At 34.5% G+C, this 22,459-nt stretch carries 19 protein-coding genes; 10 read left to right on the top strand and 9 right to left on the bottom strand.

Going from position 1 to position 22,459, the window contains the following annotated elements; all coding sequences use genetic code 11:
• Positions 1-40: 40 nt before the first annotated feature.
• Both ACMHJ2_RS17210 and ACMHJ2_RS17205 read right to left on the bottom strand, forming a co-directional pair.
• Positions 41-1,906 carry a T9SS type A sorting domain-containing protein gene (locus tag ACMHJ2_RS17210; protein ID WP_413514094.1) on the bottom strand — a complete coding sequence of 622 codons (1,866 nt, stop codon included), beginning with the start codon at positions 1,904-1,906 and terminating at the stop codon, positions 41-43.
• A gap of 442 nt (positions 1,907-2,348) precedes the next feature.
• Positions 2,349-6,761 (bottom strand): translocation/assembly module TamB domain-containing protein, encoded by a 4,413-nt coding sequence (locus ACMHJ2_RS17205; RefSeq protein WP_413514093.1) that lies wholly within the window; start codon positions 6,759-6,761, stop codon positions 2,349-2,351.
• 209 nt (positions 6,762-6,970) lie between these two features.
• Here ACMHJ2_RS17205 and tsaD point away from each other — a divergent pair, with 209 nt between their 5' ends.
• Genes tsaD through ACMHJ2_RS17185 form a run of 4 tightly spaced genes read left to right on the top strand, consistent with a single transcriptional unit; the run spans position 6,971 to position 10,991 of the window.
• Entirely contained in the window at positions 6,971-7,993 is a 1,023-nt protein-coding gene (tsaD, locus tag ACMHJ2_RS17200; RefSeq protein ID WP_413514092.1) for a tRNA (adenosine(37)-N6)-threonylcarbamoyltransferase complex transferase subunit TsaD, read from the top strand.
• 11 nt (positions 7,994-8,004) lie between these two features.
• A complete protein-coding gene (locus tag ACMHJ2_RS17195; RefSeq protein ID WP_413514091.1) occupies positions 8,005-8,712 on the top strand; it encodes a 16S rRNA (uracil(1498)-N(3))-methyltransferase in 708 nt (235 codons plus the stop codon).
• Between the two features lie 8 nt (positions 8,713-8,720).
• On the top strand, positions 8,721-9,812 hold the full coding sequence (locus ACMHJ2_RS17190) for an AI-2E family transporter (protein WP_413514090.1): 1,092 nt from the start codon (positions 8,721-8,723) through the stop codon (positions 9,810-9,812).
• A complete protein-coding gene (locus tag ACMHJ2_RS17185; protein ID WP_413514089.1) occupies positions 9,813-10,991 on the top strand; it encodes a class I SAM-dependent methyltransferase in 1,179 nt (392 codons plus the stop codon).
• 11 nt (positions 10,992-11,002) lie between these two features.
• Here ACMHJ2_RS17185 and ACMHJ2_RS17180 read toward each other — a convergent pair whose 3' ends face one another.
• Complete coding sequence (locus ACMHJ2_RS17180; RefSeq protein WP_413514088.1) at positions 11,003-11,569, bottom strand: hypothetical protein; 567 nt, start codon at positions 11,567-11,569, stop codon at positions 11,003-11,005.
• A gap of 489 nt (positions 11,570-12,058) precedes the next feature.
• Here ACMHJ2_RS17180 and ACMHJ2_RS17175 point away from each other — a divergent pair, with 489 nt between their 5' ends.
• Positions 12,059-12,655 (top strand): thioredoxin family protein, encoded by a 597-nt coding sequence (locus tag ACMHJ2_RS17175; RefSeq protein ID WP_413514087.1) that lies wholly within the window; start codon positions 12,059-12,061, stop codon positions 12,653-12,655.
• Positions 12,656-12,801: 146 nt separating this feature from the next.
• Here the strand turns inward: ACMHJ2_RS17175 and ACMHJ2_RS17170 are convergent, their stop codons facing one another.
• The 4 genes from ACMHJ2_RS17170 to ACMHJ2_RS17155 all read right to left on the bottom strand — a co-directional run bounded on the left by ACMHJ2_RS17170 (position 12,802) and on the right by ACMHJ2_RS17155 (position 14,918).
• On the bottom strand, positions 12,802-13,134 hold the full coding sequence (locus tag ACMHJ2_RS17170) for a 2Fe-2S iron-sulfur cluster-binding protein (RefSeq protein WP_413514086.1): 333 nt from the start codon (positions 13,132-13,134) through the stop codon (positions 12,802-12,804).
• A gap of 81 nt (positions 13,135-13,215) precedes the next feature.
• A complete protein-coding gene (locus ACMHJ2_RS17165) occupies positions 13,216-13,446 on the bottom strand; it encodes a thioredoxin family protein (protein WP_413514085.1) in 231 nt (76 codons plus the stop codon).
• A gap of 18 nt (positions 13,447-13,464) precedes the next feature.
• Positions 13,465-14,364, bottom strand: a complete 900-nt coding sequence (locus tag ACMHJ2_RS17160; protein ID WP_413514084.1) for a dihydrodipicolinate synthase family protein — start codon at positions 14,362-14,364, stop codon at positions 13,465-13,467.
• 53 nt (positions 14,365-14,417) lie between these two features.
• Positions 14,418-14,918, bottom strand: a complete 501-nt coding sequence (locus ACMHJ2_RS17155) for a cupin domain-containing protein (RefSeq protein ID WP_413514083.1) — start codon at positions 14,916-14,918, stop codon at positions 14,418-14,420.
• Between the two features lie 99 nt (positions 14,919-15,017).
• Here ACMHJ2_RS17155 and ACMHJ2_RS17150 point away from each other — a divergent pair, with 99 nt between their 5' ends.
• From ACMHJ2_RS17150 to ACMHJ2_RS17130, 5 genes are all read left to right on the top strand, one after another.
• Positions 15,018-16,439, top strand: coding sequence for a PLP-dependent aminotransferase family protein (locus ACMHJ2_RS17150; RefSeq protein ID WP_413514082.1), 1,422 nt, complete (start codon positions 15,018-15,020; stop codon positions 16,437-16,439).
• A gap of 465 nt (positions 16,440-16,904) precedes the next feature.
• A complete protein-coding gene (locus tag ACMHJ2_RS17145; protein ID WP_413514081.1) occupies positions 16,905-17,141 on the top strand; it encodes a twin-arginine translocase TatA/TatE family subunit in 237 nt (78 codons plus the stop codon).
• 253 nt (positions 17,142-17,394) lie between these two features.
• Positions 17,395-18,477: a tyrosine-protein phosphatase gene (locus ACMHJ2_RS17140; protein ID WP_413514080.1), complete on the top strand. Its 1,083-nt coding sequence runs from the start codon at positions 17,395-17,397 to the stop codon at positions 18,475-18,477.
• A gap of 253 nt (positions 18,478-18,730) precedes the next feature.
• Positions 18,731-20,152 (top strand): PLP-dependent aminotransferase family protein, encoded by a 1,422-nt coding sequence (locus ACMHJ2_RS17135; protein WP_413514079.1) that lies wholly within the window; start codon positions 18,731-18,733, stop codon positions 20,150-20,152.
• A 68-nt stretch (positions 20,153-20,220) separates the two neighbouring features.
• On the top strand, positions 20,221-20,736 hold the full coding sequence (locus ACMHJ2_RS17130) for a hypothetical protein (RefSeq protein ID WP_413514078.1): 516 nt from the start codon (positions 20,221-20,223) through the stop codon (positions 20,734-20,736).
• Positions 20,737-20,848: 112 nt separating this feature from the next.
• Here ACMHJ2_RS17130 and ACMHJ2_RS17125 read toward each other — a convergent pair whose 3' ends face one another.
• Entirely contained in the window at positions 20,849-21,295 is a 447-nt protein-coding gene (locus ACMHJ2_RS17125; protein WP_413514077.1) for a GNAT family N-acetyltransferase, read from the bottom strand.
• A gap of 272 nt (positions 21,296-21,567) precedes the next feature.
• Complete coding sequence (locus tag ACMHJ2_RS17120) at positions 21,568-22,119, bottom strand: DNA-3-methyladenine glycosylase I (RefSeq protein WP_413514076.1); 552 nt, start codon at positions 22,117-22,119, stop codon at positions 21,568-21,570.
• Positions 22,120-22,459 lie beyond the last annotated feature (340 nt).

Genomic DNA, 22,459 nt, shown 5'->3' with positions numbered 1-22,459 from the left:
ATAATATATATTTAATTTTCTCTTAGTTGTCATGTTACTTTTACTTTACCATTAAACGATAAAATTGTTTTTGTTCTCCTGCTTTTACAACGATAATGTACATTCCAGTAGTTGCAATTCGGTGTTTATATAAAATTTGAGCCGTATTACGATACATTTTATAATCGAGTAATTGCCCTTTATTGGTATAAACCAAAACTTCTGCATTCTGCAGCTTTTCTAAAGGTATATACACCACAAACTCCTCTAGTTTTTGAACTGGATTTGGATACAACCCTATTTGGTGGTCTACTTTTTCCTCTAAACCAACGAGAACTTTAAAGCTAGAACAGTAGGTATTATTTTGATCCCTTACTTCTAACGAAAAGTTTCCTGCATTTTTTAAAGTAATTGTTTCTTGTGTTGAAATCAACGTATGCATCGCATCATACCACTGGTACTTCAACTCTTTGGATAAAGTTCTATTTTCATTACCTATATTACCTATAGGCTTGATGTCTATGGAGCCCGCTTGGGTTAAAACATAAGTAGATTCTACTGTAACAGGTGAAATAAAGGCATCAAATACGTCCAATTCCTTTCTCCTTTTGTTTCCAGTAGCATCTTCTACTAGCAATTCCACTTTTCCGACTCCATCTTTAGGTAAATTAAAACTTGTAGTTGTGGTAGAAGAAGTTAGCGTTTTTATACCTTCTTGTGTTTCAATTTTAAGTGTAAAAGGCAGTTTTCCATGCCGTAGATTTACCTTAAACGCAACCGCATCACAGTCTACCTGATACGTAACATCAAAATCTACTTTTTGTTTTCTTACAATAGATACATAGTTGTGTGTTGTATTTAAAGGAACTCTACTATACAATAGGGAATCGCTTTTTATTTCCATTGGAATCAAAGTAGCCAAAGCGTTATTGTCTTTGGCGGATATACTTGCATAATAATCATACGATTGGTCTTGCTCGACTTTTAAGTCGTCACTGCCTTCAATCGCTTTTCGATTAAAGAAAAAATGCAAATCCCCTTTGGTTTTGTGATTGACAATTTTCCACTTTCGATTAAAGTATTCTTGCCCTTTCTTTTTTTCAAATTTCAAACTCCCCCTGTTACCACCCACTAAAACATAACTATTATCGGCAATTTCTTTGGTTGTATACTGCGCATGGGTTTGCAATTCATCGTTAAACCCCACAATCAGAAGGTCATCCAAATGCGCCTTGGACTGGTATTGCTTTAGCGCAAATTTATCCTCCCGTCCCAAACCGATAAGATTCGAATTATAGTCCTTATTTTCTTTTGCTTCCCAAAGTACATTTCCATAATAATCAACATAATCAAAAGATTCAGGTAGGGGGATGCTGTATTTAATCGATAAATAACTGTGTACTTTCGCATAGTCTAAGGCAGCTAAATGAGAAGGAAAAACTACTACTTCATATAACTCGATGGAAGGCCTCTGAAAGAGAAACAAAAAATTAGCACGCATTTTTGATCCCACTTTAGAAGGTGTAAAACTGCCAAAGTGATTGACCATTGTTCCATTAAAACGATGGTTTGCCTGAATGAAAAACTTTTTATCTCCAGAGAAAAAAGAGGAGGTTACTTTATAAATTCTACCATCAAAATGCATCTCTAAAAAAGGGAGTTCTTTTTTAGCAACTGCTGTGCTATCAACCTTTTTTTTCTCTTTATAAACGTAAAATAACGTGTAGTTTTTGCTCAAAACATTGTGATAGACTAAAGGTGTTTTTCCGCTACTTAAATTCAAATCAGGATTAAAATTCATCCCGCCGCCTACAGTCTGAGCATCTTGTAAGCTTGGTCGAATAAATAATCCATTTAATTCCGATTCCTGAGCAAATCCGAAATAATTTAAACATAAAGCAAAAAGAACTAGTAAGATTTTTTTCATAGTATTGCGTTAGTAGTAAATAAGTCGGCAAATATAATTAAAATATTAACTTTATTTTATCTTAAAATTAACTAATCAAACTAAATGAACATTAAATACAATATTTAACACAAAAACAAATTAAAAAAATATTAAATTAAACTAATTAAATATTATAAATAAAAATTTAACTTAATAAATTATTTTAGTTTAAAAAAATTATCAAATATCCGTTCCGTTTAGAAAACAGCACATATTGCTACTTCTATATCCCAGTAATTTTTCTTTCTTTTCGATTCTATACGATGTCTATACGGACTCTTTTTAGATTTTAACCTTAAAAACACATTTTCTTTTGATTCAATACATTGATCTGTAACAAGCACAAGTAGAGTTAGACCATAAAAAAAGAGGCGAATGTCGCCTCTTTTTTTATGGTCTATATACTATTACGGTTTACTATTTACTGCCCTGAAGGGGTATTTCCGCTCTTTCTTCTTGTTTCATAAAAACGAATAAACTCTTGACTATAATCGGAATCTGGTAGATCCTCTGCCCTATTATTAGAGCTGTCTTTCTCATTCTTCTTCTTTTCTTTTTTATCGGCTTGATTTAAGAATTTTGAAAGTAATTCTTTAAACGTATCAAAATCAACCTCATAAGACAATCCAACGCCTTGTGTATAGCCAATGCCTTCTCCTATATAGTTAATATCATTTTCTCTATTAAAGAAACGTGCATTTAAGGTACCTTCTTCGTTGATACGCAAAAGCACTTCCACATCCCCAACAATAACCGACTGCTCTACGCCACCTACGGGAACTCCTAGTTTTCCATTTACAGAAATACGGTCATTTACTTTAGTTGTAAAGGTTACCCCTAGACGTCCTTCTGTTTGAGTATATGGATTTCGCTCCCCTTGCGCATAGTTCAAGCCTACTTTAAATTTATCATCTGCATCCGAGAATAAATCATCAAAAATACTACTAGCTCGTTCAAATAAGCTTCCCGCTAAAGCAGAGGAAGAATTATCGGAAGAAAAGAAAGATCCCGTGGCTAATAAGGCCATTGCTTGACGTTCTCGTGTATCTCTATCACTTAATTTATAATCCAATTCCGATTTGACAACCGAACTCACCGTTGGAAAGTTAATATCAAAATCAACTTCAGGATTACTCAAACTTCCATTCAATACGATAGCTACATCCGTAGGTACTTTTCGATTGATAATGGAGTTGTCAATAATAACACTTGGATTGGCTTCTGTGTGGTAAATAGCTTGAAGATCTAGAATTGCATTCATCGGGTTTCCATCCCATCGAATTGTTCCGTACTTTTTCACCATAAACTTTTTATCAATTAGCCCTCCATATTTAAAATTGTATTCTCCTTCATAGGCTTGGAAATCTCCCCACATATTAAACTTACCTAAGGTGTTAATTTCCATAGTAATAAATCCTGCTCCTTTTCCACGCATGGCATGTCCAGACTCTCGATCGAGAATAATTTCTATTTCGGCATCTGGTGTTACATAAAACTCAAAATCCAATTCAATTCCACTGTTTCGGTATTTATAAGGATCATAATCGGTACCCGTTAAGCGCAGTTTCTTTTCTTGTGGAGATAAGAAGTGGATAAAATTATTTTCACCTGTGCTTTGCGCCTCTTTTAAAGGGATTTTAATAGATGTTCCCTTATTCGATGTCGCATTGATGTTAATACTCAGCATTTCTATTGGCCCCACAATATCTGCTTTTCCGTTGATATATGCCGTTCCATAATACAAACTACCTTCTGCATATTGGGTATCTAAAGCCAATAAATTGGTAGAAGTTAAAGATAAGTTCATTACCCAATCTTTGAATATTTTATGAGATACCGTACCATCAACGAGTCCTCTGGTTTTGTATTTTGTATCCGTTAAACCGGCTTTGCGCAAAATAAACTGCTTGGTTGTTATATCTAAAGGGGTTTCCTGATCAAAAGCGTAGTTTACACCCGTAAATTTTGATTTGAATTTTGTATCATTCAAATACAAACGTCCATTCACATCTGGAGCTTTGGTCGTGCCTAAAAACGATATTTTACCAAAAGCCGTACCCGTCATATCCGTCGCCACACTACTTAAGAATGGCGCAATGGTACTCAATGGAAAATCAGTTAATCCCGATTCTAAATTAAAATGCGTTTGCTTATTGATGACATCCACATCACCATTCAAATAAAACCGTTCTTTTTCATCGTCATCTACTAAACTCGAATGCACGGTAAACTTTTCTAGTTTTTTATCACCATCTACTTTAAAGAACATATCTCCTAAATAAACGTGATTAATCCGTAAAGAATCAATTAAAATATTCGCTTGCGGATGATAAATATCCTTCATTTGGGAAAACTTCACATCTCCATCAATTTTTCCACCAAAGGATAGATTTTCAATATCAGGTGTAATTTTACTTAAATCGACATTGCCGAAGGACAAATTCAATTGCTTATACGTAGAATCACGCATCACACCGCTTAGATTTACTATTTGCTTGTTGTGAGAAATTGCTAGAGAATCAATTGAAAAATCCATTAATTTTTTATTGAAAACAATTTTATTTGCTTTGTCATCGTTCTCATTGATACTCCATTTAAAGTCTTTAAAAAAGATATCTGATTTTTTAAATCCTACCACAGAGAGCTTTTCCTCATTAATGGTGTGATATAAGTTCAACTCATACTTATCGTTCCCATTCTTACCGCCTTTGAATTCGGAACGGACAAACAAAGTATCATTATGAGTTAGATTCAATACATTAAAATCGGAGATATCATAGAACTTGGTATGTACACTATCAATGGATATATACGTGTTGTAGATTGGGTTTGAATTATTGACATTCAATAAGATATTAAAAAACTCAACACCGCTAACAGCAATACTTGGTGAGTCAAAATTCAGTTTAAACAAATTCTCATCACTATCGATTTCACCATCGATATGCGTTCTTTCATTTAAGGTCAATTGAGGCAAGAAAACCTCAATCAAGCGATTGTGAACCGTGATATCAAAATCGACATATTGTCCTTTTTTCGTTGGATAAGGAGAATAGTTGGTATACAAACTACCTAAGGCATTGGTGAATAATTTTTTAGATTCCCCAAAGAGAAATTTCCCTTTGATATAACCTTGAATAGCTTCCTGTGAATTTAAGCGCAATAAGCGTTCTCCATCTTCAGTAAAGCTCGATTCAATAGAAAACTCTTCAAATTCATAGTGATCCTTACTATTGTCATAAATAGCTTTATTTACTTTAAATACGCCTTCTAAATCCTCTATATTATCTCCTTTCGCTTTAAATTCAAAATCCCCAGTAAACTTAGATAGTGTATCGTTAACAAAACCAAGAGCATATAAATCAGCATAATCTACTTGAGCGACAAAATCATAGTTTTTTTCTTTGGTACTCAAGTCAATCGTTCCATTAAAATCAAGCTTAAGATTGGGATCGGCACTGTGTAATAAGCCACGGTAATACGGCATTTTCATTAAGCCATCCACCGCTAACTGTGTATATTTATAGTTGCCAAATACAAAGGAGAATACATCTCCTTTTACCGATGTATTCAGCGATTTTTGGTTAAACCCATGCCCATCTATATAGAGGTCAAAAGAGGTCAATCCAAACTGTTGATTATCGATAAAATGACCCAAATCGAAATGTTCTAATTTAATATTTCCTTGGTAGGTTGCATGATTAGGGTCATTCAATTGTTGAATGGCAATTTTTGCATTTCCTTTTCCAATAGAAGTAACCAATTCAATATCGGTATCCAACGTTCTTTTGGTTAGCTCTAGGGTTCCAGTAATATTCACTAAGCCCAAGCCCTCTAATTCGGTAGGCAGTAAATTGCCTAATAAATTGGGCATTAGGTCTATTAAATTATAACGTGTCGTTTGCAAACGCGCTAAATTGGCACGCATCCAAAAAGGTTTATGATCGTCAAAAACATTTCGAAAAGCAAATTGCCCTATAATTTGTGAATTATTTTCATCTACTAAATTTGCTCCTTCCAGTACAAAATCATTCATTGGCCCTTTCATATGCCCTTTGAAATACACTGTTTTATTAGAAGCAAACTCAGGAGCAAATACATTGATATCCGAAGAATTGATTTTTGCTTTTTTAATTTCAAAATCCCAATGTACTTTATCCACGAAATACTTCATGTCTCCGGGTTCAAACACAAATTTTAAATCCCCTTCTATATCCGATTGATCGGTTACTAACTTTAACTCTTTTATTCCAATTGAGGCTTTAGTAAGCGAAAAATCCCCAGCTAAATTTTGGACATTCATGCCCCAATGATCGAGAAAACTCGTTTCTTTAATCAGTCCATAAATATCTGGCCCTTGGATTAAAAAGTTATCTACTTGCCCATTTATATTTCTAAAATCAACAGCAACCTTGGCTTTTGTATTATCATCAGAAATAATAAGTTGCGAATTTTTAATAAAAATGCGAGACGCTTTTAGTCTAAATTTTCCTTCTCCAGGTTGTCCATCATCGAAAATAGCAATTAATTCATCTAGATTCGTCAGTTCTTCGTTTTCATACTTGTGGATATTCATATATAACCCGTTTACTCGCGTAGTACCCAAGTAAACTTGTCCTTGCTGCAAAGCATCTAAATCCGCTAATCGCGTTTGCAAATGATCAATGCCTATGAATATATTTTTGTGGTTGTCTCTTGCTTCGATGCCTTTGAGGTGAATAACCCCAAATAGATCAATAGACAAGCGATCAATATAAAAATCTGTACCAAATTTCTCATTGACTATTTCAGTAGCATAACGCGCCAAATAACTTTGAACTATAGGCATCATCATAGCCCCTATTGCCAAAGCCAATAAGCAGATCAAAGCCAAAAACAGGCGAAAAACTATTTTTTTAAATTTTTTGATAACTATTAATGTTTTAAATTTGCCCTAAAATTTTCTTTTTCTATATACCTATATACAATCAACAAATTTAATTAATTTTTAGGAGTGATTGACAAGAAATAGAAGATATAAATCAGCTTTAAATTAAATAAAAAATGTCCACAACTCCCGTCTATATATTAGCGATTGAAAGTTCATGTGACGATACGGCTGCCGCTGTTCTAGTTGGCAACAAAGTACTGTCAAATGTAGTGGCTCGTCAAGAGATACACGAAGAATATGGCGGTGTTGTTCCAGAACTAGCTTCTAGAGCACATCAACAAAATATAGTACCTGTTGTTGATATTGCTTTAAAAAAAGCAGGAATTACCAAAAATCAATTGCATGCGATTGCCTTTACGCAAGGTCCTGGGCTTATGGGATCTCTTTTAGTTGGGGGTTCCTTTGCGAAGTCTTTGGCTTTAGCTTTGAATGTCCCTCTGCTTGCGGTTAACCATATGCATGCGCATATCCTTTGCCATTTTATTGAAGAAAATGGGCAGGATCAACCTAGCTTTCCTTTCTTGGCCTTAACCATTTCAGGGGGGCATACGCAAATTGTACAAGTAAATAGTTTTTTTGATTTACAAGTATTAGGAGAAACAACCGACGATGCCGTAGGTGAAGCATTTGATAAATCCGCGAAAATACTCGGTTTTCCTTATCCTGGAGGACCACTAATTGACCGCTATGCGAAAGAAGGAAATCCAAAAGCTTTTGCCTTTACTAAACCTAAAGTAGAGGGGTTAAACTTCAGTTTTAGTGGTTTAAAAACGCAGTTTTTGTATTTTATTCAAAAACAAGTCAAAGAGAATCCCAATTTTATTGAAGAAAACAGAGCCGATATTTGCGCTTCAATTCAGCATACTATCATCCAAATATTAATGGATAAACTCAAACTAGCTGTAACGACAACAGGGATTACACAAATTGCTATTGGAGGAGGAGTATCGGCTAATTCAGGCATTCGAGCTACCTTACAAGAAGCAGAAAAAAAATACAAGTGGAAAACGTATATTCCCAAATTCGAATATACAACAGACAATGCCGCTATGATTGGCATTGTAGGGTATTACCGTTATCGCGAATCTCTTTTTGCTGATTCGTCTGTGGTATCCAAAGCCAGAATTGAATTCTAATGTACTAAACTATGCAGTTATTTTATTCTCCTACTATTCATAAAGAGCAAACTACTTTTACTTTTGACAAAGACGAAAGCAAACACATTATTCGCGTTCTCCGTAAAAAAGAAGGCGATATTCTCTTTGTAACCAATGGTAACGGTACCCTATTTGAGACCAAAATCACACTCGCTTCAGACCGAAGTTGTTTAACTGAAATCGTGCAATATACCGATAAAGAGCAAACGCCTTTTCGCTTGCATTTAGCGGTAGCACCAACCAAAATGAATGAGCGTTATGAATGGTTTTTGGAAAAAGCAACTGAGATTGGCATTCACGAAATAACCCCTATTATTTGTGATCACTCGGAGCGAAAAGTAATTAAAACCGAGCGATTTGAAAAAATTATTCAAACCGCCATGAAGCAATCTTTGCAAATGTATTTACCGCAATTAAATGCGCCTATCCGTTTAAAAGATTTCTTAAAACAAGAACATCAAGGTGCTTTATATATTGCTCATTGTGAAGATGATAAAGACAAAGTTTTAGTAAAGAACTGCATTCAACCCCAAGAAAACTATCTTCTATTGGTTGGCCCTGAAGGTGATTTTTCTCCTTCGGAAATTAAAATTGCTTTAGAAAAAGGTTTTAAACCTGTATCTTTAGGACATACAAGATTGAGAACAGAAACAGCTGCTCTTGTAGCTTGTCATAGTTTTGTATTCGCAAATGAATAATTAATTACATGTTAAGAGCCAAAGAAATTTCTCAAGGTATTGTTCGCGCAACGCTTATTTTGAGCGGAATTGCCTTAAGTGCTGGTTTGTTATATCAGATTCGCACTTTATTTATTTACATCGCATTAGCTTTTGTTCTAGCCTTAATAGGAAAGCCTTTAGTTGATTTTATCCATAAAAAATGCAAGCTAAAAAGGATATTTGCCATCAGTATTACGATGCTTTTCTTTATTGCTATTTTTATTGGTTTCTCCTTTATGTTTGTGCCTTTATTTACTACCCAAGCACAAAACTTATCTGTACTCAATACCACCCACTTACAGGAGGACTTCAATGGTTTAATGCAAAAAATAGATGTTTATTTGGATGCAAAAGGAATAAGTCTAGACAAAATTGTGGAAGAATCTCATTTAAAATCACAATTCAATCTCGATTTTGTTCCCAATTTACTCAATACCTTGATTAGTATGTTGAGTGATATTGGTATTGGTTTATTTTCCGTCTTATTCATTACTTTTTTCTTTTTAAAGGATCAAATAGTATTGGAATATCAATTTAAAAAACTGTTTTCTAAAAAACATGAAAACAAAGTTTTAAACTCGATTAATAAAATTAATAATTTATTATCTCGCTACTTTTTAGGACTTTGTATTCAGATGTTTGTTATCTACCTTCTTTGCTTAGCCGTATTGCTTATTTTTGGTGTAAAAGGAGCTGCAACCATTGCTTTTTTATGTGCGATACTCAATATTATTCCTTATATCGGACCGCTCATTGGCAATATCTTAGCTGTTGTTTTTACAATGCTTACCTACATAGGTGATGATTTTATTGAGGTAACACTTCCCAAAGCAATCTCGGTTATGATTGGATTCTTAGTTGTCCAATTAATTGACAATGTAGTCAATCAACCACTAATTTTTTCAAACAGTGTCAAATCACATCCGCTAGAAATATTTGTTGTTATTTTGGCAAGTGGTATGTTCAGTGGTATTTTTGGTATGATTGCTGCCATTCCTATCTATACTTGCTTAAAAGTTATTGGCAAAGAGTTTTTCCCCAATGTGCGTTTTATTCAAGTACTTACCAAAAAATTATAAGTGAATATTCCTCTTTTATTACAGCCTGAAGTTCAGGATTATATCGATCAACACTTAGGGGATACCCTCGCGGATCTGGCTTTCAAAAAAAGTCCATTTCCGGATCTTGCTATGTCCGATTTACTTACTCAAATTGAAAGTAAGCAAAAGGCAAAAACCAAGCTTTCAAAATGGTATACCACAAAAAACATTCTATTTCCTTCGAAATTATCCATAGAACAAACTTCATCCGAAGCGTGTGCCTTGTATAAAGCCTCTCTTGTTGAAGGCAAGACATTGATTGACTTAACAGGAGGATTTGGCATTGATTGTTATTACTTTGCACAACGCATTCAAGCTGTAACTCATTGCGAAATACAACCCGAATTAAGTGCTATTGTTCAGCATAATTACCAACAACTCCAGCAACCCAATATTAGCTGTATTTCAGGGGATAGTTTGAGCTATTTAGCCCAAAGTAACCAACAATTTGACTATATCTATTTAGATCCTGCCAGAAGGAATCAAAGCAAAGAAAAAGTATTCTTCTTACGAGATTGTACTCCAAATATCGCTGAACACCTCGATACCTTGTTAGCACATACCTCAACTATTTTACTTAAAACGGCTCCGCTCTTGGATATTCAAGCGGGCCTTAGTGAATTGAATTTTGTAAAAGCCATTCACCTTGTAGCCTTGCATAATGAAGTAAAAGAAGTACTGTGGGTAATTGAAAAAGGGCATGTTGGAGAAATTGAACTTGTTGCTGTAAACCTAACTAAAACAGCCCCGCAAATTACGTCTTTTCTTTTATCAGATCAAGCACAAGCCACGTATTCAGAACCTTTGAACTATTTATATGAGCCCAATAGTGCTTTGCTAAAAACAGGAAAATTTAATGCGATTAGTGCGCATTTTAAAGTTGATAAATTACACCAGCACAGCCAACTGTATACGAGTAATGAATTGGTAGACTTCTCGGGCAGACGCTTTAAAATAAAGCAACAATTGCCTTATAATAAAGCTACAGCCAAAGAATATTTACAACAACAAAAAGCGAATATAACGGTGCGTAATTTTCCTATAAAAGTAGATGAACTACGCAAAAAATGGAAGATTAAGGACGGTGGTGAAATCTATATTTTCTTTACAACCTCCCTATCCAACCAAAAAGTTTTTTTACTGTGTGAACCTGTTTAAAAAACAGTATTTTATTTACTTACTTCATGTATCCAACACAGTTGAGAAATACTATGCCAAGTAATTTCTACTGTTGTATTGGGATTGACATATAAACCAGGCTGATTGGCTACCAACAAATAGCGTTTGTCTTTATAAAAAACCTCAACTAAAGCTCTTTGTTGTGCGTCATTACTTACTATTTTCCCTGCATTATCTGTTGCTACTACTCTACCCAAAGCTTTGAGCTTTCCTTTCTGCACTCGATTTCGGTCGTACAACGGATATAAAATATGATAGGCAAATACCAAGGGAATTACACTCAAAATCATATTGAGAAAAAAGAAAGCAACCTGCCGCATCGTCCAATCGAAATATTCAAAATTCCATAGTATGCCTACTACAAAGCTCAAAGTAAGTAACAAACAAGCAAAATCCCTTGTATCTGAAAGACAATGACCTTTGGGTCTTGGAAATGCCTTTTGAGTTTGTATCGCTTCTAAGCCTATTTTTCTTTTTCCACGTGATTTAATACGCGCATTTTCAATAGAATCCTGCAAACCTAATTCGATTGTATGTCTGTACTTGTGTCTCTTCATACGAAAACCTATTTTTTTTTAAACCTCTAATAAAAAATACAACAAAAGTAAAAGTTACAATAACGCACCATTGACCATAAATAGTAACATATTGGGATCAATAAATAGAAAACTTTAAATTGAAAAATAAGTCTCTCAAGACCTTATTACTTCACAAAAATTGCTTGAAAAATTAGAACTAGCCTTTAGGTTATGTATATTGTAACTTTTGTTTTTTGTCTTTTAATTTTCTTTTTCACAAGTCGAAAGTACAAACAATACTAGACATAAAACACAACAAATCAAATCCTTAATCTTTTGATAATTTTATTCCCCTCTCGTAAACATTAGCTTTACATTGCTGAAATATTCCTCTTGAACTTATTTTTTATAGGGTCTGAAATCTAATAAAATAAAAATAGACCCGCTGTAAAAAAACGCAAGGTAAAAGCAGTATATTTAAGTATAATTTCATTACTTTGTCTTGTAAAAGCAAATGACCCTTTTAATATGAAAAGACAAACGCTCCTCGGTTTACTTCTTCTTTCAGCTCTATCCTTACTAAGTTGTAAGAAAGAGTTGCAAACAGCAACTAAACCTGCTTCTGTGGAAACAGAAAATACAGCATCTAATTCAGAACAACCTAAAACAGAAGTTGATACCGTTGCTTTGAAAAAACAGATTGAGCAAGAAAAAGAAACCTTGAGTAAACCTTATAATGAAGAAGAAGATGCGCAAGCAAAATTGAATGAATTAGTGGCTCAAGCAAAAAAACAAGGCAAATATGTGTTTGTACAAGCGGGTGGAAACTGGTGTATCTGGTGTTTGCGTTTTAACGATTTCGTACAACAAACACCTGAATTGAAACAAATAGTGGATAAAAACTTTGTTTACTATCATTTAAACTATTCGCAAAAGAATAAAAATAAGGCCGTATTCAACAAATATACCCCCGATGTTCGCGGAATTGGATATCCTTATTTCTTTGTACTCGACGGAGATGGAAAAGTAACCCATATTATTTCATCTGGTGAATTAGAAGAAGGAAAAGGATATAGTCTAGAAAAAGTAAAACAAATGTTTCTGGATCAAGCACCTAAAAAATAAATGTAAGCTGACAAATTTGTCAGCTTTTTTATTTTAAAGTTTAAGGAAAAGGCTGTATCGACTGTTTAATAAACTTTTATAGAGATAATCAAAGAAGTCAGGTAACGATTTAGTAATGTAATAATTGATATTCATTTTCTATACTACTAAAACTTGTCATAATTTATTTCAATACTCTTACTTATGGGAACCGCCACACAACTTAAAATTAACCCTTGCTGTATGTGAGCTTCGGAAAGAACAAAATTTCGTTTTAAACGGACTTCTCCTTCTTCCAATTTGCATACGCAAGTGCCACACGTACCACTGCGACAAGAATACGGAGCATCAATTCCTGCATGGAGCATAGCATCAAGCAAAGATATTTTCTTATCCCAATGAATACGGCTTGTCGTTTCGTTTAAGATCAAGGTTACCTCTACATTGTCCGATGCATTTCCCTGTGCCTCGGCAAGTTTAGTTTCTTCTTTTGAATTCATATTGTATGTACTTTAATTCATCATTGAAATAAGGATTGAAAAGTCCGAAAATATTGAGTTTTCGGACTTTTCAGAAGGTGATTACTTTATATCTTCCATAGAAGCACCAAAGTTAATGTGCAATACATTTCCATTGGATAGCACCAACGCTGGAACAGATTGTACACCTGCATTCACTGCATCGTTAACTTTTGTCTTAGCTTCTCCCAAATGGATAACTTCAACCTGATTTTCAGGTATAAGATTTAAAATGTCCTTTTCTGCACTTACGCAAACAGAACAACCTGCGTGGTAAAAAATTGCTTTTGTCATTTTACTTTGTTTTGATAATTAATACTGATGAACTTCACTTTCTATCGCTGAAAGTATTTTGTCAAGTTCTGCTATTTCGTTTTCATTAAGTGGTTTTAAAGGACTTTTAAAACTACCTCCACCAACTCCCATAAGGTCTAAACCTGCTTTTATAGAACGTGGAAGTCCTTTTGCTACAATGAATTTCAACAAGTCGATTTGTCTGTAAAATATTTTTCGGGCTTTAGTCAAATCATTTTCCTGTACCGCATCATAAAGAGCTATGTTTAATTCAGGTATTAAGTTTGGAGCAGCAGTGCACCAACCAGTAGCACCTGCTGAAAATGCTGCCAGCGCTAATGGATTAGAACCATTGAAGAAAGCCACTTCTTCACCCAATTCCTTTCTTAAATAGTGCATCCGTTGGATATCTCCTGTACTTTCCTTTATCATGGTAACATTCGGAATTTCCAATAAGCGTTTAAGTAATGCAGGTGACATATCTACACCACCTGTTGCAGGATTATTGTATGCCATTATGGGAATAGAAATTTTAGATGCTACTCTATCATAATGCGTTACGATTTCATCATCCGTCAACTTCCAATAACTCATCGGAATAATCATTACTGCTGTTGCTCCTACTTTTTCGGCAAACTGTGCGTGGTAAACCGTCTTTTCGGTAGTAAGGTTAGAAACTCCAACCAGCGTAGGTATACGTCCTGCAACCTGTTGTATCGTAGCTTCGGTTACAGCTTCTTTTTCAGCATCATTCAGATACGGCAATACACCTGTGCTTCCCAATGGAGCAATCCCATGATTACCTGCTGTTACCAGACGTTCTACTTGTTTTTTAAACAATGGAATATCGACATTTTCGTTGTTGTCGAATGGTGTAATCGGATATGCAATTACACCCTTAAAAGGTATTTTATTCATGTTTTTTTGCTTTAAAAATGGTATGTTATCAAAATGAATACACGAATTTTTTGTTAGAAATCTCTTCCCTCTTCTTCACGTAATGCAACACCTAAGTTTTGTAGTTGTGGTGCATTTTCACAAGCTATGTATTTTGCACTTTCTATTTCGCTTGTGTTTTGGTGTTGATGCCAAGCCCAAGAAGGAATATAAACGGCATCACCTGCTTCCCATTCTACAATTTCGTCTTCAACTTTAGTCCAACCTTTACCCTCAATCACATACAATACCGTTTCGTAAGTATGACGATGCAAATGTGTTTTTTGTCCTGGCAACAAACCTCCAATTGTCATACTTACATTTTTACTTGGCAAGTCCACAAAAAAAACAGGGTGCTTTCTTTCTTCTGAAAATTGATTATGTACACCTGCATTTTCAACATTTTTATGAATGACGTGTGAAGGTTTTACGTAAGTTGGTCTTGCAAACGTCTGATGAAAATCTTTAGAACTGAATTGTTTTTGCTCTTCGTGAATGGATTTTTCTACTTCTGTAGTTGTTTCTAATTTAAACATAACTTAAAAATTTATTGTTCTTTGCATTATTGCAATACAAAAGTATTGTAACTTTGGACTGTTACACTAATGCAGTTTTTGCAAAAACAGATAGTCCAGATGTTAAGAAAATGGAATTTTGAAATACAGTTAGATGCAAAATCGGATAAAGCTATTTATCTGCAAATTTCCGATGCTATTATAAAAGACATTCACTCAGGTCGGTTAAAAGCAGGAGATGCGTTGCCAGGGAGTAGAAATCTTGCACAACTTTTAAAGGTCAACAGAAATACTATTGTTGAAGCCCTTAATGTGCTACTGATTGAAGGATGGCTGATTTCCAAAGAAAGAAAAGGCACTTTTGTTGCCGATACTTTACCCGATTTTAAAGAATCGAAAACGTCAAATGACAAAGCTGTCGAAGTAAATAATCCAGTAAATAAAGGCCTTCCTTTATACATTGATGACGGACACCCGAACAGTAAAATTGCACCTATTACAGAATTGGCAAGAGCATACCGACAGATATTCAATCAAAAAGCAAGATGGCAGATGATGGGTTACGGGAATGAAATAGGCGATTTGGAATTTAGAAAAACTATTGTTCAAATGCTCAATCATCAGAGGGGAATGCAGGTCAATGAACAGCACATCTGTATCACTCGTGGTAGTCAAATGGCCATGTATCTTACGGCTCATTGCCTGTTTACAAAAGGGGATAATGTGATAGTCGAAAACCCGGGCTACAAATCTGCTTGGGCTGCATTTGAAAATGCAGGTGCAACATTATTACCCGTAAATGTTGATAAAGACGGTTTAATAATTGAAGAGCTAATCGCTCATCTGAAATCACGCAAAAAAATAAAGGCAATTTACGTAACACCACACCGTCAATATCCAACAACAGTAACATTGAGTTTGAAAAGAAGATTAAAACTAATACAGCTTTCTAATAATTTCGGTTTTACTATTATTGAAGATGATTATGATAATGAGTTTCATTTTGGTTATCGTCCTGTATTGCCTTTGTCAAGTTTTACGGAATTAGAAAACTATGTGTATATCGGTACCATGAGCAAGGTTGTTGCTCCAGCTTTGCGTATTGGTTATTTAGTAAGTAATGATAATTCTTTAATTGAAAAAGTAGGCCGTTTACGAAAAATTATTGATGTACAAGGCGATAGTATCATGGAACAGGCTGTTCTGCAACTTATCAAAGATGGCACAATAAAAAGGCACATCAAAAAAGCGACCTTACACTACAAATCAAAAAGAGATCTTATAGCCAAGTTGTTAAAAAAACACATTAAGGATAAGGCAACTTTCTCTATTCCTGAGGGTGGCTTAGCCTTTTGGATTATTCCAAATACACAAATAAATTGGCAGCAGATATCTCAAAGAATGCAAGATAAAGGCATTAAAATTATCACTCCAGATGCATATAGTTTTGATGAAACAATAAACGGAATAAGATTAGGTTATGGTTCGTTATCTGAACAAGAATTGGAAGAAGGTATAATTGCTTTGGCTAAACTTCTGTAATTTTAGAATACTGTTGGCTTAAAATAATTTTATTTATATACTTTTCTATCATATTGTCAATTGATTACATATTTTTACTTTTTTCTTTTTCTTCATTTGTTTAGCAAATTGTTCTTCCTCATAATTATTTTCCTGTTCATTAGGTAGACAAACTGAACAATCCCTAATCGGAACTCTGCAAATGCTACTGCGTAATAATTTCAAACAGGTATTTATCTAGTCTAGTTAAATGAGTAATTGTATTATTTTCATTTTATTAATAATTTAAACAGAACAGCCTCAACAAGTAAGCCTTATCCTATAAAACGGCTTTAGAACAAACGAACCTTTGTTAATATTTTATATTTTACTCGACATAAGTCCTCGTTTACTATGTTTATCCAATAATAAAGTTATGTTAAATAGTATTATTACATTTTTATCCTTATATACATTTGTTTTCCTCAACCACTAATATATTCAACCATGTTGATGACTACATTACCCTTAGGAGGAGTAGCTCCTTCTGAACTGATAGTTGTTGTTGCAATAGCTTTATTATTATTCGGCGGTAAAAAAATACCTGAATTAATGAAAGGACTTGGAACAGGAATTAAGGAGTTTAAGCAAGCTACTAGAGAAACAAATGCTACTACAGCAGCTCCTAAACAGCAAATGTCTGACCTTGCTACAGATGCATCTGAAGAAGTGAAAGACAAGTAACAAAAGGTTGGATATACTCCAACCTTTTTTTATTTCCTCTCTTTTTATCTTTCGCCAACCACGTAATCCTGAGTTAAATACTACTCCCCCTTTTCTAGAAGTGTTATTCTCATTCTTTTTTATGCAAAACAATTTATTTATCCCAATTTTTTATAAAATAACACAGTTATTTTTAATAAATAGTATTTTATGAAATAAATCATATCACCTTTAAACGAGTTGTCTTATTTTTGTATAAACCCAAAACAAAAAGATGATGAAGTATAAATTTTATTTTCTACTGCTACTAGTTGGTCTTTCTGCCGCTATAGCCAAAGCCAATAAGGATACCCATGTTGTTTTTACGCTTAATGCGATACTCCTTCCCGCTAGTCTTTGGGTTCCCAATAAAAAACAAACCGTTACTTCAAGTATCAACAGAGATAAAAACACAAAAAGCACCACCTTTATCTCTACAATAACGGGAAAATGGGAACTTTATGCAGGGGGTACTATCGCTCATATTAACCGAGCTAAGCCTATACTTAACGGCGAAGGGGTTGGTGAATTTGAACTGCCTATTTCTGCCGATACAAGATATTATTTTGAATTAGTCACAGCAGATGAAAAACACATTTTAGCAGACAAGCTTCTCCCTATGGAAGGAGGGTTTAATTTTAGAGATTTAGGAGGATATAAAACAAAAGATAAGTATACGGTTAAATGGGGTAAAATTTTCCGCTCAGACGATTTAGCTCTTTTAACAACCGCCGATTTAACCTATCTATCTTCTATTCCCTTGGTTAAAATAATTGATTTTAGAAGTACTGACGAAATAAATTCAGCACCAGACAAACTCCCTCATTCCTTAAAACAACACATTGAACTATCTATTTCTCCAGGTAATTTAAGCGATTGGACCCAGTTAAATGCAAAAGAAGTAGATGATAGTATGATGATGCTCAATACAATGTTAGTCAGTGATACGGCCTATATAAAGCAATTTAAAACTATGTTTACCTTATTGCAAGATCCTTCACAAAATGTTCCTTTGTTGTATCACTGCACCGCTGGAAAAGACCGAACAGGCATGGCAACGGCTTTAATTCTCTATGCCTTAGGAGTGGATGATGAAACGATCATGGAAGACTATCTGCTTTCTAATCAATATATTTTAGAAAAATTTACGGTTTACATTGAAGCAAAACCTGAATTAATGGGTTTATTCTCTGTCAAAAAAGCCTTTTTACAAGCGGGTTTGGACACAATTATAGCAGAACACGGAAGCATCGAAAACTTTTTAACGGAACAACTAAAGGTTGATCTTGCTAAATTGAGACAACTGTATTTATACTAAACGCTTCAGTAAAAACACAAAGAACTAGCTACTAAAGAGAACGCTACAACCATTTAAATAAAAGGGATTAGATTTCACTTTATTTACTTGCTTTGTGTCCTGTAGAGCTTCCATGCAATATTTTCTTTTTTATTTATGAGTTAGGTTTCTTGCTTCATTCTCCCTAGTCTACGATACAAAAAGATGGAACAGAAACCTATAAAAGAAGATAATTTGGGTACATTTGTTTTAGACTATTGGCAATAAACGCAACGTGAAAAAGTATAAATACCACATCTTTACATCCAAAATAGAAGAGGCCATTGAACAAGGAATTTTAAAAACGGGCGATGCTTTACCTGCTGTACGCACCATCAAACATACCTATCAATTAAGTACAAGTTCGGTACAAAGTGGTTATGACTATTTGGTATTTAAAGGATTAGTAACCAGTATTCCTCGTTTGGGATATCGCGTAGCTTCTAATTTAAAAAATGCGAATGCAACTCCTTCCTGCAATTTACCTGCCATACCTAGAGATGCTGTTTTTACTAAAAAACTAGCCTTAATAGCTGATCGATTAGCACATACAGAATATACTTCTTTGCATATTGCAGCACCTGCCAATCCATTTATACCGCATAAATTAGTTTTAAAAACCATGCAGGACGTAGTTCGCAACAAGAATACGGCTCTCCTTCACTATTACCCCAATACGGGTTCTGACGAATTGAAATCGCATATCCTAAGACGCGCTGCTTTACATGGAGCACCCATTCAAATGGACGAATTAATCATCACAGATGGTGCTCTACAAGCTTTATACGTTGGTTTGGCTTCCACTACATCTCCTCAGGATATTGTTGCAGTTGAAAGTCCTTGTGTATTTTCTGTGCTTGAAGTACTTGCGCGCTTGCGCTTGCGGGTTTTAGAGATTCCTGTGCAACCTATCCATGGATTTGATACAGCCTATCTAAACAAAATGTGTCAACAAAATGTAGTAAAAGCGATTATTCTCACGCCCAACTTCCACAACCCTACGGGTTTGCTATTGTCCGATGACAAGAAAGAAGAACTCTATAAAATAGCCGTTCAGCATCAAATTCCCATCTTAGAAAATGACGTATATGGCGATCTTTATTTTCAAAGAGAACGACCTATTACGATAAAGAATTTTGACAAAAAGGGGTTGGTTATGACCTTTTCATCGTATTCCAAAACGGTAGCCCCAGGTTTGCGCTTAGGCTGGTTAGCAGCAGGGAAATACTTCGCACAAGCAGAGCGTTTCAAATTTGCTTTAGGAAGATCGGTATCACCCCTTAATCAAGAGGTTATGATCCAATTACTCCAGATGCCCAGCTACGACAAACACTTGCGTTTATTACGTCAAAATTTAGAACGTCAAGCAAGCCAACTCGTTGATCAAATCAATGCCGTCATTCCTTTTTCGCACCCTACTTTATCACCTCAAGGGGGATATAGTATATGGAATCAGTTACCTAAATCGACGGATATGGATTATTTTTATCACAGTTGCAAAACCTTGGGAATTGGCTTTACGCCAGGAGAAACCTTCTCCTTTACAAAGGCCTACGCCTATAACTTTAGAGCTGTTTATGCGCAGCGTATCTCTGCACCAGATTTAGCCCGAATTAAAAAGTTAGGGGATCAATTGAAGAAACAGATGTACCGATAGTTTTTACCTATTCTGTATCGAAAAATATTCCCTTTGTTCTTTTATCTTTGTGTATAAACCCAAATAAAATGAGTGTTATATCCAAATTTACTATAGCTACAGAAGAAGGACTAGCCGTTCTTTTTCAATTAAGAGAAGCCCAAATCAAAACCTTGTATTCTTCTATTGTTGAAGAGCCTGCCTTAAATCAATACCTAGTTCAACAATTGAATCACAAAGAGACTGTATTAGAACTCAATGATTTGAGTACACAATTATTAACCGTTTATGACAACGATATTCCCGCGGGGTACGCAATGATTAAACCTGCGAATCAACCTGTGTTATTAGCAGCTAAAAAGGTTATTAATTTAGCTTCTTTTTACATTCAACTCGAACACAATCGAGAAGAGGTAAGAGCTTCTCTTTGGAACAAGATTGTATCCCTTACCCGTCAGTATGATGCCATTTGGCTAGAGGTATTGCAAAATGATCCTTTATTGCCTTATTTTAAAGCTTTGAAATTTGATATTATAGAAGAAACCCATAGGGCACCTTTTGGTCAACCTTCTTATCTTTTGGTTCGTTGGAAAGAAGAAATCTAAACTATTGGGTGATTTCAGAATCACTCAATAGTTTAGATTTAAACCCCCTTTTATACGATTACTAAAGCACAGATTAAAGCAAGTTCAACGTGATTTATGGCCAAACACTCAACTAATTAGAGGTTAAATCAAATTCTAAATAAGGATCATCTAATGCTTTAATCCTAGTGAAATTTAATCGTTCTAATAGTTGAATTGCTTTTTCATTTTCGCGACTTGTTATCGCATAGATTCGCTTCAACCGCATTGTCGTTAATCCATAATCAATAGCAAGTTGCATGGAAAGGGTCATATAACCTTGACCATAATATTGAGGCAATAAAATACAACCTAGTTCCCCAGCACCTTCTAAAAAACCACGATAATATCCACACGTTCCCACTATTTTATTAGTTGTTCGATCAATAATCCCCCAATGAATAGAATCCCCTCGCAAATAGTCTGCCCTAATCTCTTCTTGCATGGCAATTGCTTGCTCTAAATTTGATGCTTGTAATCCGTCATAATATGATATTGCAATAATATCTTGAATATCCTCTACTGTTATTTGTCTTAACATAACTTGATTGCCTGTAAGGATGGGGTATGAAGTGTAAGGAGGTATTAGCATAACTCGTTTAGTCTATTTAACTCTTGTTTATAATGAACCTAAAGATATTCCTTTTAGCTTCTCCTTAAAAAACAATCTGATAAAACAATCTGATAAAACAAAAAAAGTCCAAGGATAGATTCTTACTCCGTATGCTGAAAAGTAATAGCCTTAGGCAATACACTTATTTAGGCTAACTACACCATCTAAGTAAACCCAAAGAAAACCCTTGGATTGGTTGTTTATTCTTCAGTAACCCATAGAGGATTCTGTTTCAAAACGACCTGATAAATCGGACAACTCGCTGCATGAGCTCCCTTTAAGTATCCGATACTCATCAAAAATTCGCCGACAATTTCACCTCCTGTAAAGCGAAAGGTCTTTTTAAATAATTTCACCCATTCTTCTTTAGTCTTAGGATGGTGATGCGTTAGCCAATTTTCAAAAGAACCAAACTCCTTTTGTATTTCCAAAATGGTCTTTGCATTTTCAATTGCGGCATTAACTTTTAAGCGATTTCTAATAATACCCGAGTTATTTAAAAGCCGGTCTCTATCTTCCTCTGTATAACCCGCTACTGCTGCAATATCAAAGTTACTATAGGCTTCTCTAAACGACTGTTCTTTCTTCAGAATCGTTTCCCAGCTCAATCCTGCCTGGTTAATTTCCATCAACAAGCGACCAAATAATTCGTTGTCATCGTGAATAGGAAAACCATAGTGGTTATCGTGATAGTTTTGATGCAATGTTTTTCTATCTCCTGTTAATAATTCGATGTGGTTACAATATGACATACTATTAATCTTTTATAAAGTTAGCCGAAGACGCGTTTTCCCCTCTATTCTATTCTATTCTATTCTATTCTATTCTATTCTATTCTATTCTATTCTATTCTATTCTATTCTATTCTATTCTATTCTATTCTATTCTATTCTATTCTATTCTATTCTATTCTATCTTCTTCAATTCCTGTACTAAGTTAATTATATTTGATGACAACCCTATGTCAATTGAGTGCCTGATTTTTCTATTTTATCAAAAAGGCAATTTGATTGTCTCTTGCTAAATAAGGATATCTTTAGGTTCTAAAATGACCTAAATAAAATATAATACATTAAATAACAAACCAATAAC

Source organism: Myroides odoratus (assembly GCF_965118575.1).
Taxonomy (GTDB): domain Bacteria; phylum Bacteroidota; class Bacteroidia; order Flavobacteriales; family Flavobacteriaceae; genus Flavobacterium; species Flavobacterium odoratum_B.
Note: the sequence above shows the minus strand (reverse complement) of the source record. Positions and strands in the feature narration are given on the sequence as shown.

Coding starts and splice junctions, on each gene's coding strand:
- ACMHJ2_RS17145 (WP_413514081.1), top strand. CDS start 16,905: ATGTTGATGACTACATTACCCTTAGGAGGAGTAGCTCCTTCTGAACTG.
- ACMHJ2_RS17180 (WP_413514088.1), bottom strand. CDS start 11,569: ATGAAGAGACACAAGTACAGACATACAATCGAATTAGGTTTGCAGGAT.
- ACMHJ2_RS17125 (WP_413514077.1), bottom strand. CDS start 21,295: ATGTTAAGACAAATAACAGTAGAGGATATTCAAGATATTATTGCAATA.
- ACMHJ2_RS17120 (WP_413514076.1), bottom strand. CDS start 22,119: ATGTCATATTGTAACCACATCGAATTATTAACAGGAGATAGAAAAACA.
- ACMHJ2_RS17175 (WP_413514087.1), top strand. CDS start 12,059: ATGAAAAGACAAACGCTCCTCGGTTTACTTCTTCTTTCAGCTCTATCC.
- ACMHJ2_RS17130 (WP_413514078.1), top strand. CDS start 20,221: ATGAGTGTTATATCCAAATTTACTATAGCTACAGAAGAAGGACTAGCC.
- ACMHJ2_RS17210 (WP_413514094.1), bottom strand. CDS start 1,906: ATGAAAAAAATCTTACTAGTTCTTTTTGCTTTATGTTTAAATTATTTC.
- ACMHJ2_RS17160 (WP_413514084.1), bottom strand. CDS start 14,364: ATGAATAAAATACCTTTTAAGGGTGTAATTGCATATCCGATTACACCA.
- ACMHJ2_RS17140 (WP_413514080.1), top strand. CDS start 17,395: ATGATGAAGTATAAATTTTATTTTCTACTGCTACTAGTTGGTCTTTCT.
- ACMHJ2_RS17195 (WP_413514091.1), top strand. CDS start 8,005: ATGCAGTTATTTTATTCTCCTACTATTCATAAAGAGCAAACTACTTTT.
- ACMHJ2_RS17190 (WP_413514090.1), top strand. CDS start 8,721: ATGTTAAGAGCCAAAGAAATTTCTCAAGGTATTGTTCGCGCAACGCTT.
- ACMHJ2_RS17165 (WP_413514085.1), bottom strand. CDS start 13,446: ATGACAAAAGCAATTTTTTACCACGCAGGTTGTTCTGTTTGCGTAAGT.
- ACMHJ2_RS17205 (WP_413514093.1), bottom strand. CDS start 6,761: ATGATGATGCCTATAGTTCAAAGTTATTTGGCGCGTTATGCTACTGAA.
- tsaD (WP_413514092.1), top strand. CDS start 6,971: ATGTCCACAACTCCCGTCTATATATTAGCGATTGAAAGTTCATGTGAC.
- ACMHJ2_RS17170 (WP_413514086.1), bottom strand. CDS start 13,134: ATGAATTCAAAAGAAGAAACTAAACTTGCCGAGGCACAGGGAAATGCA.
- ACMHJ2_RS17155 (WP_413514083.1), bottom strand. CDS start 14,918: ATGTTTAAATTAGAAACAACTACAGAAGTAGAAAAATCCATTCACGAA.
- ACMHJ2_RS17150 (WP_413514082.1), top strand. CDS start 15,018: ATGTTAAGAAAATGGAATTTTGAAATACAGTTAGATGCAAAATCGGAT.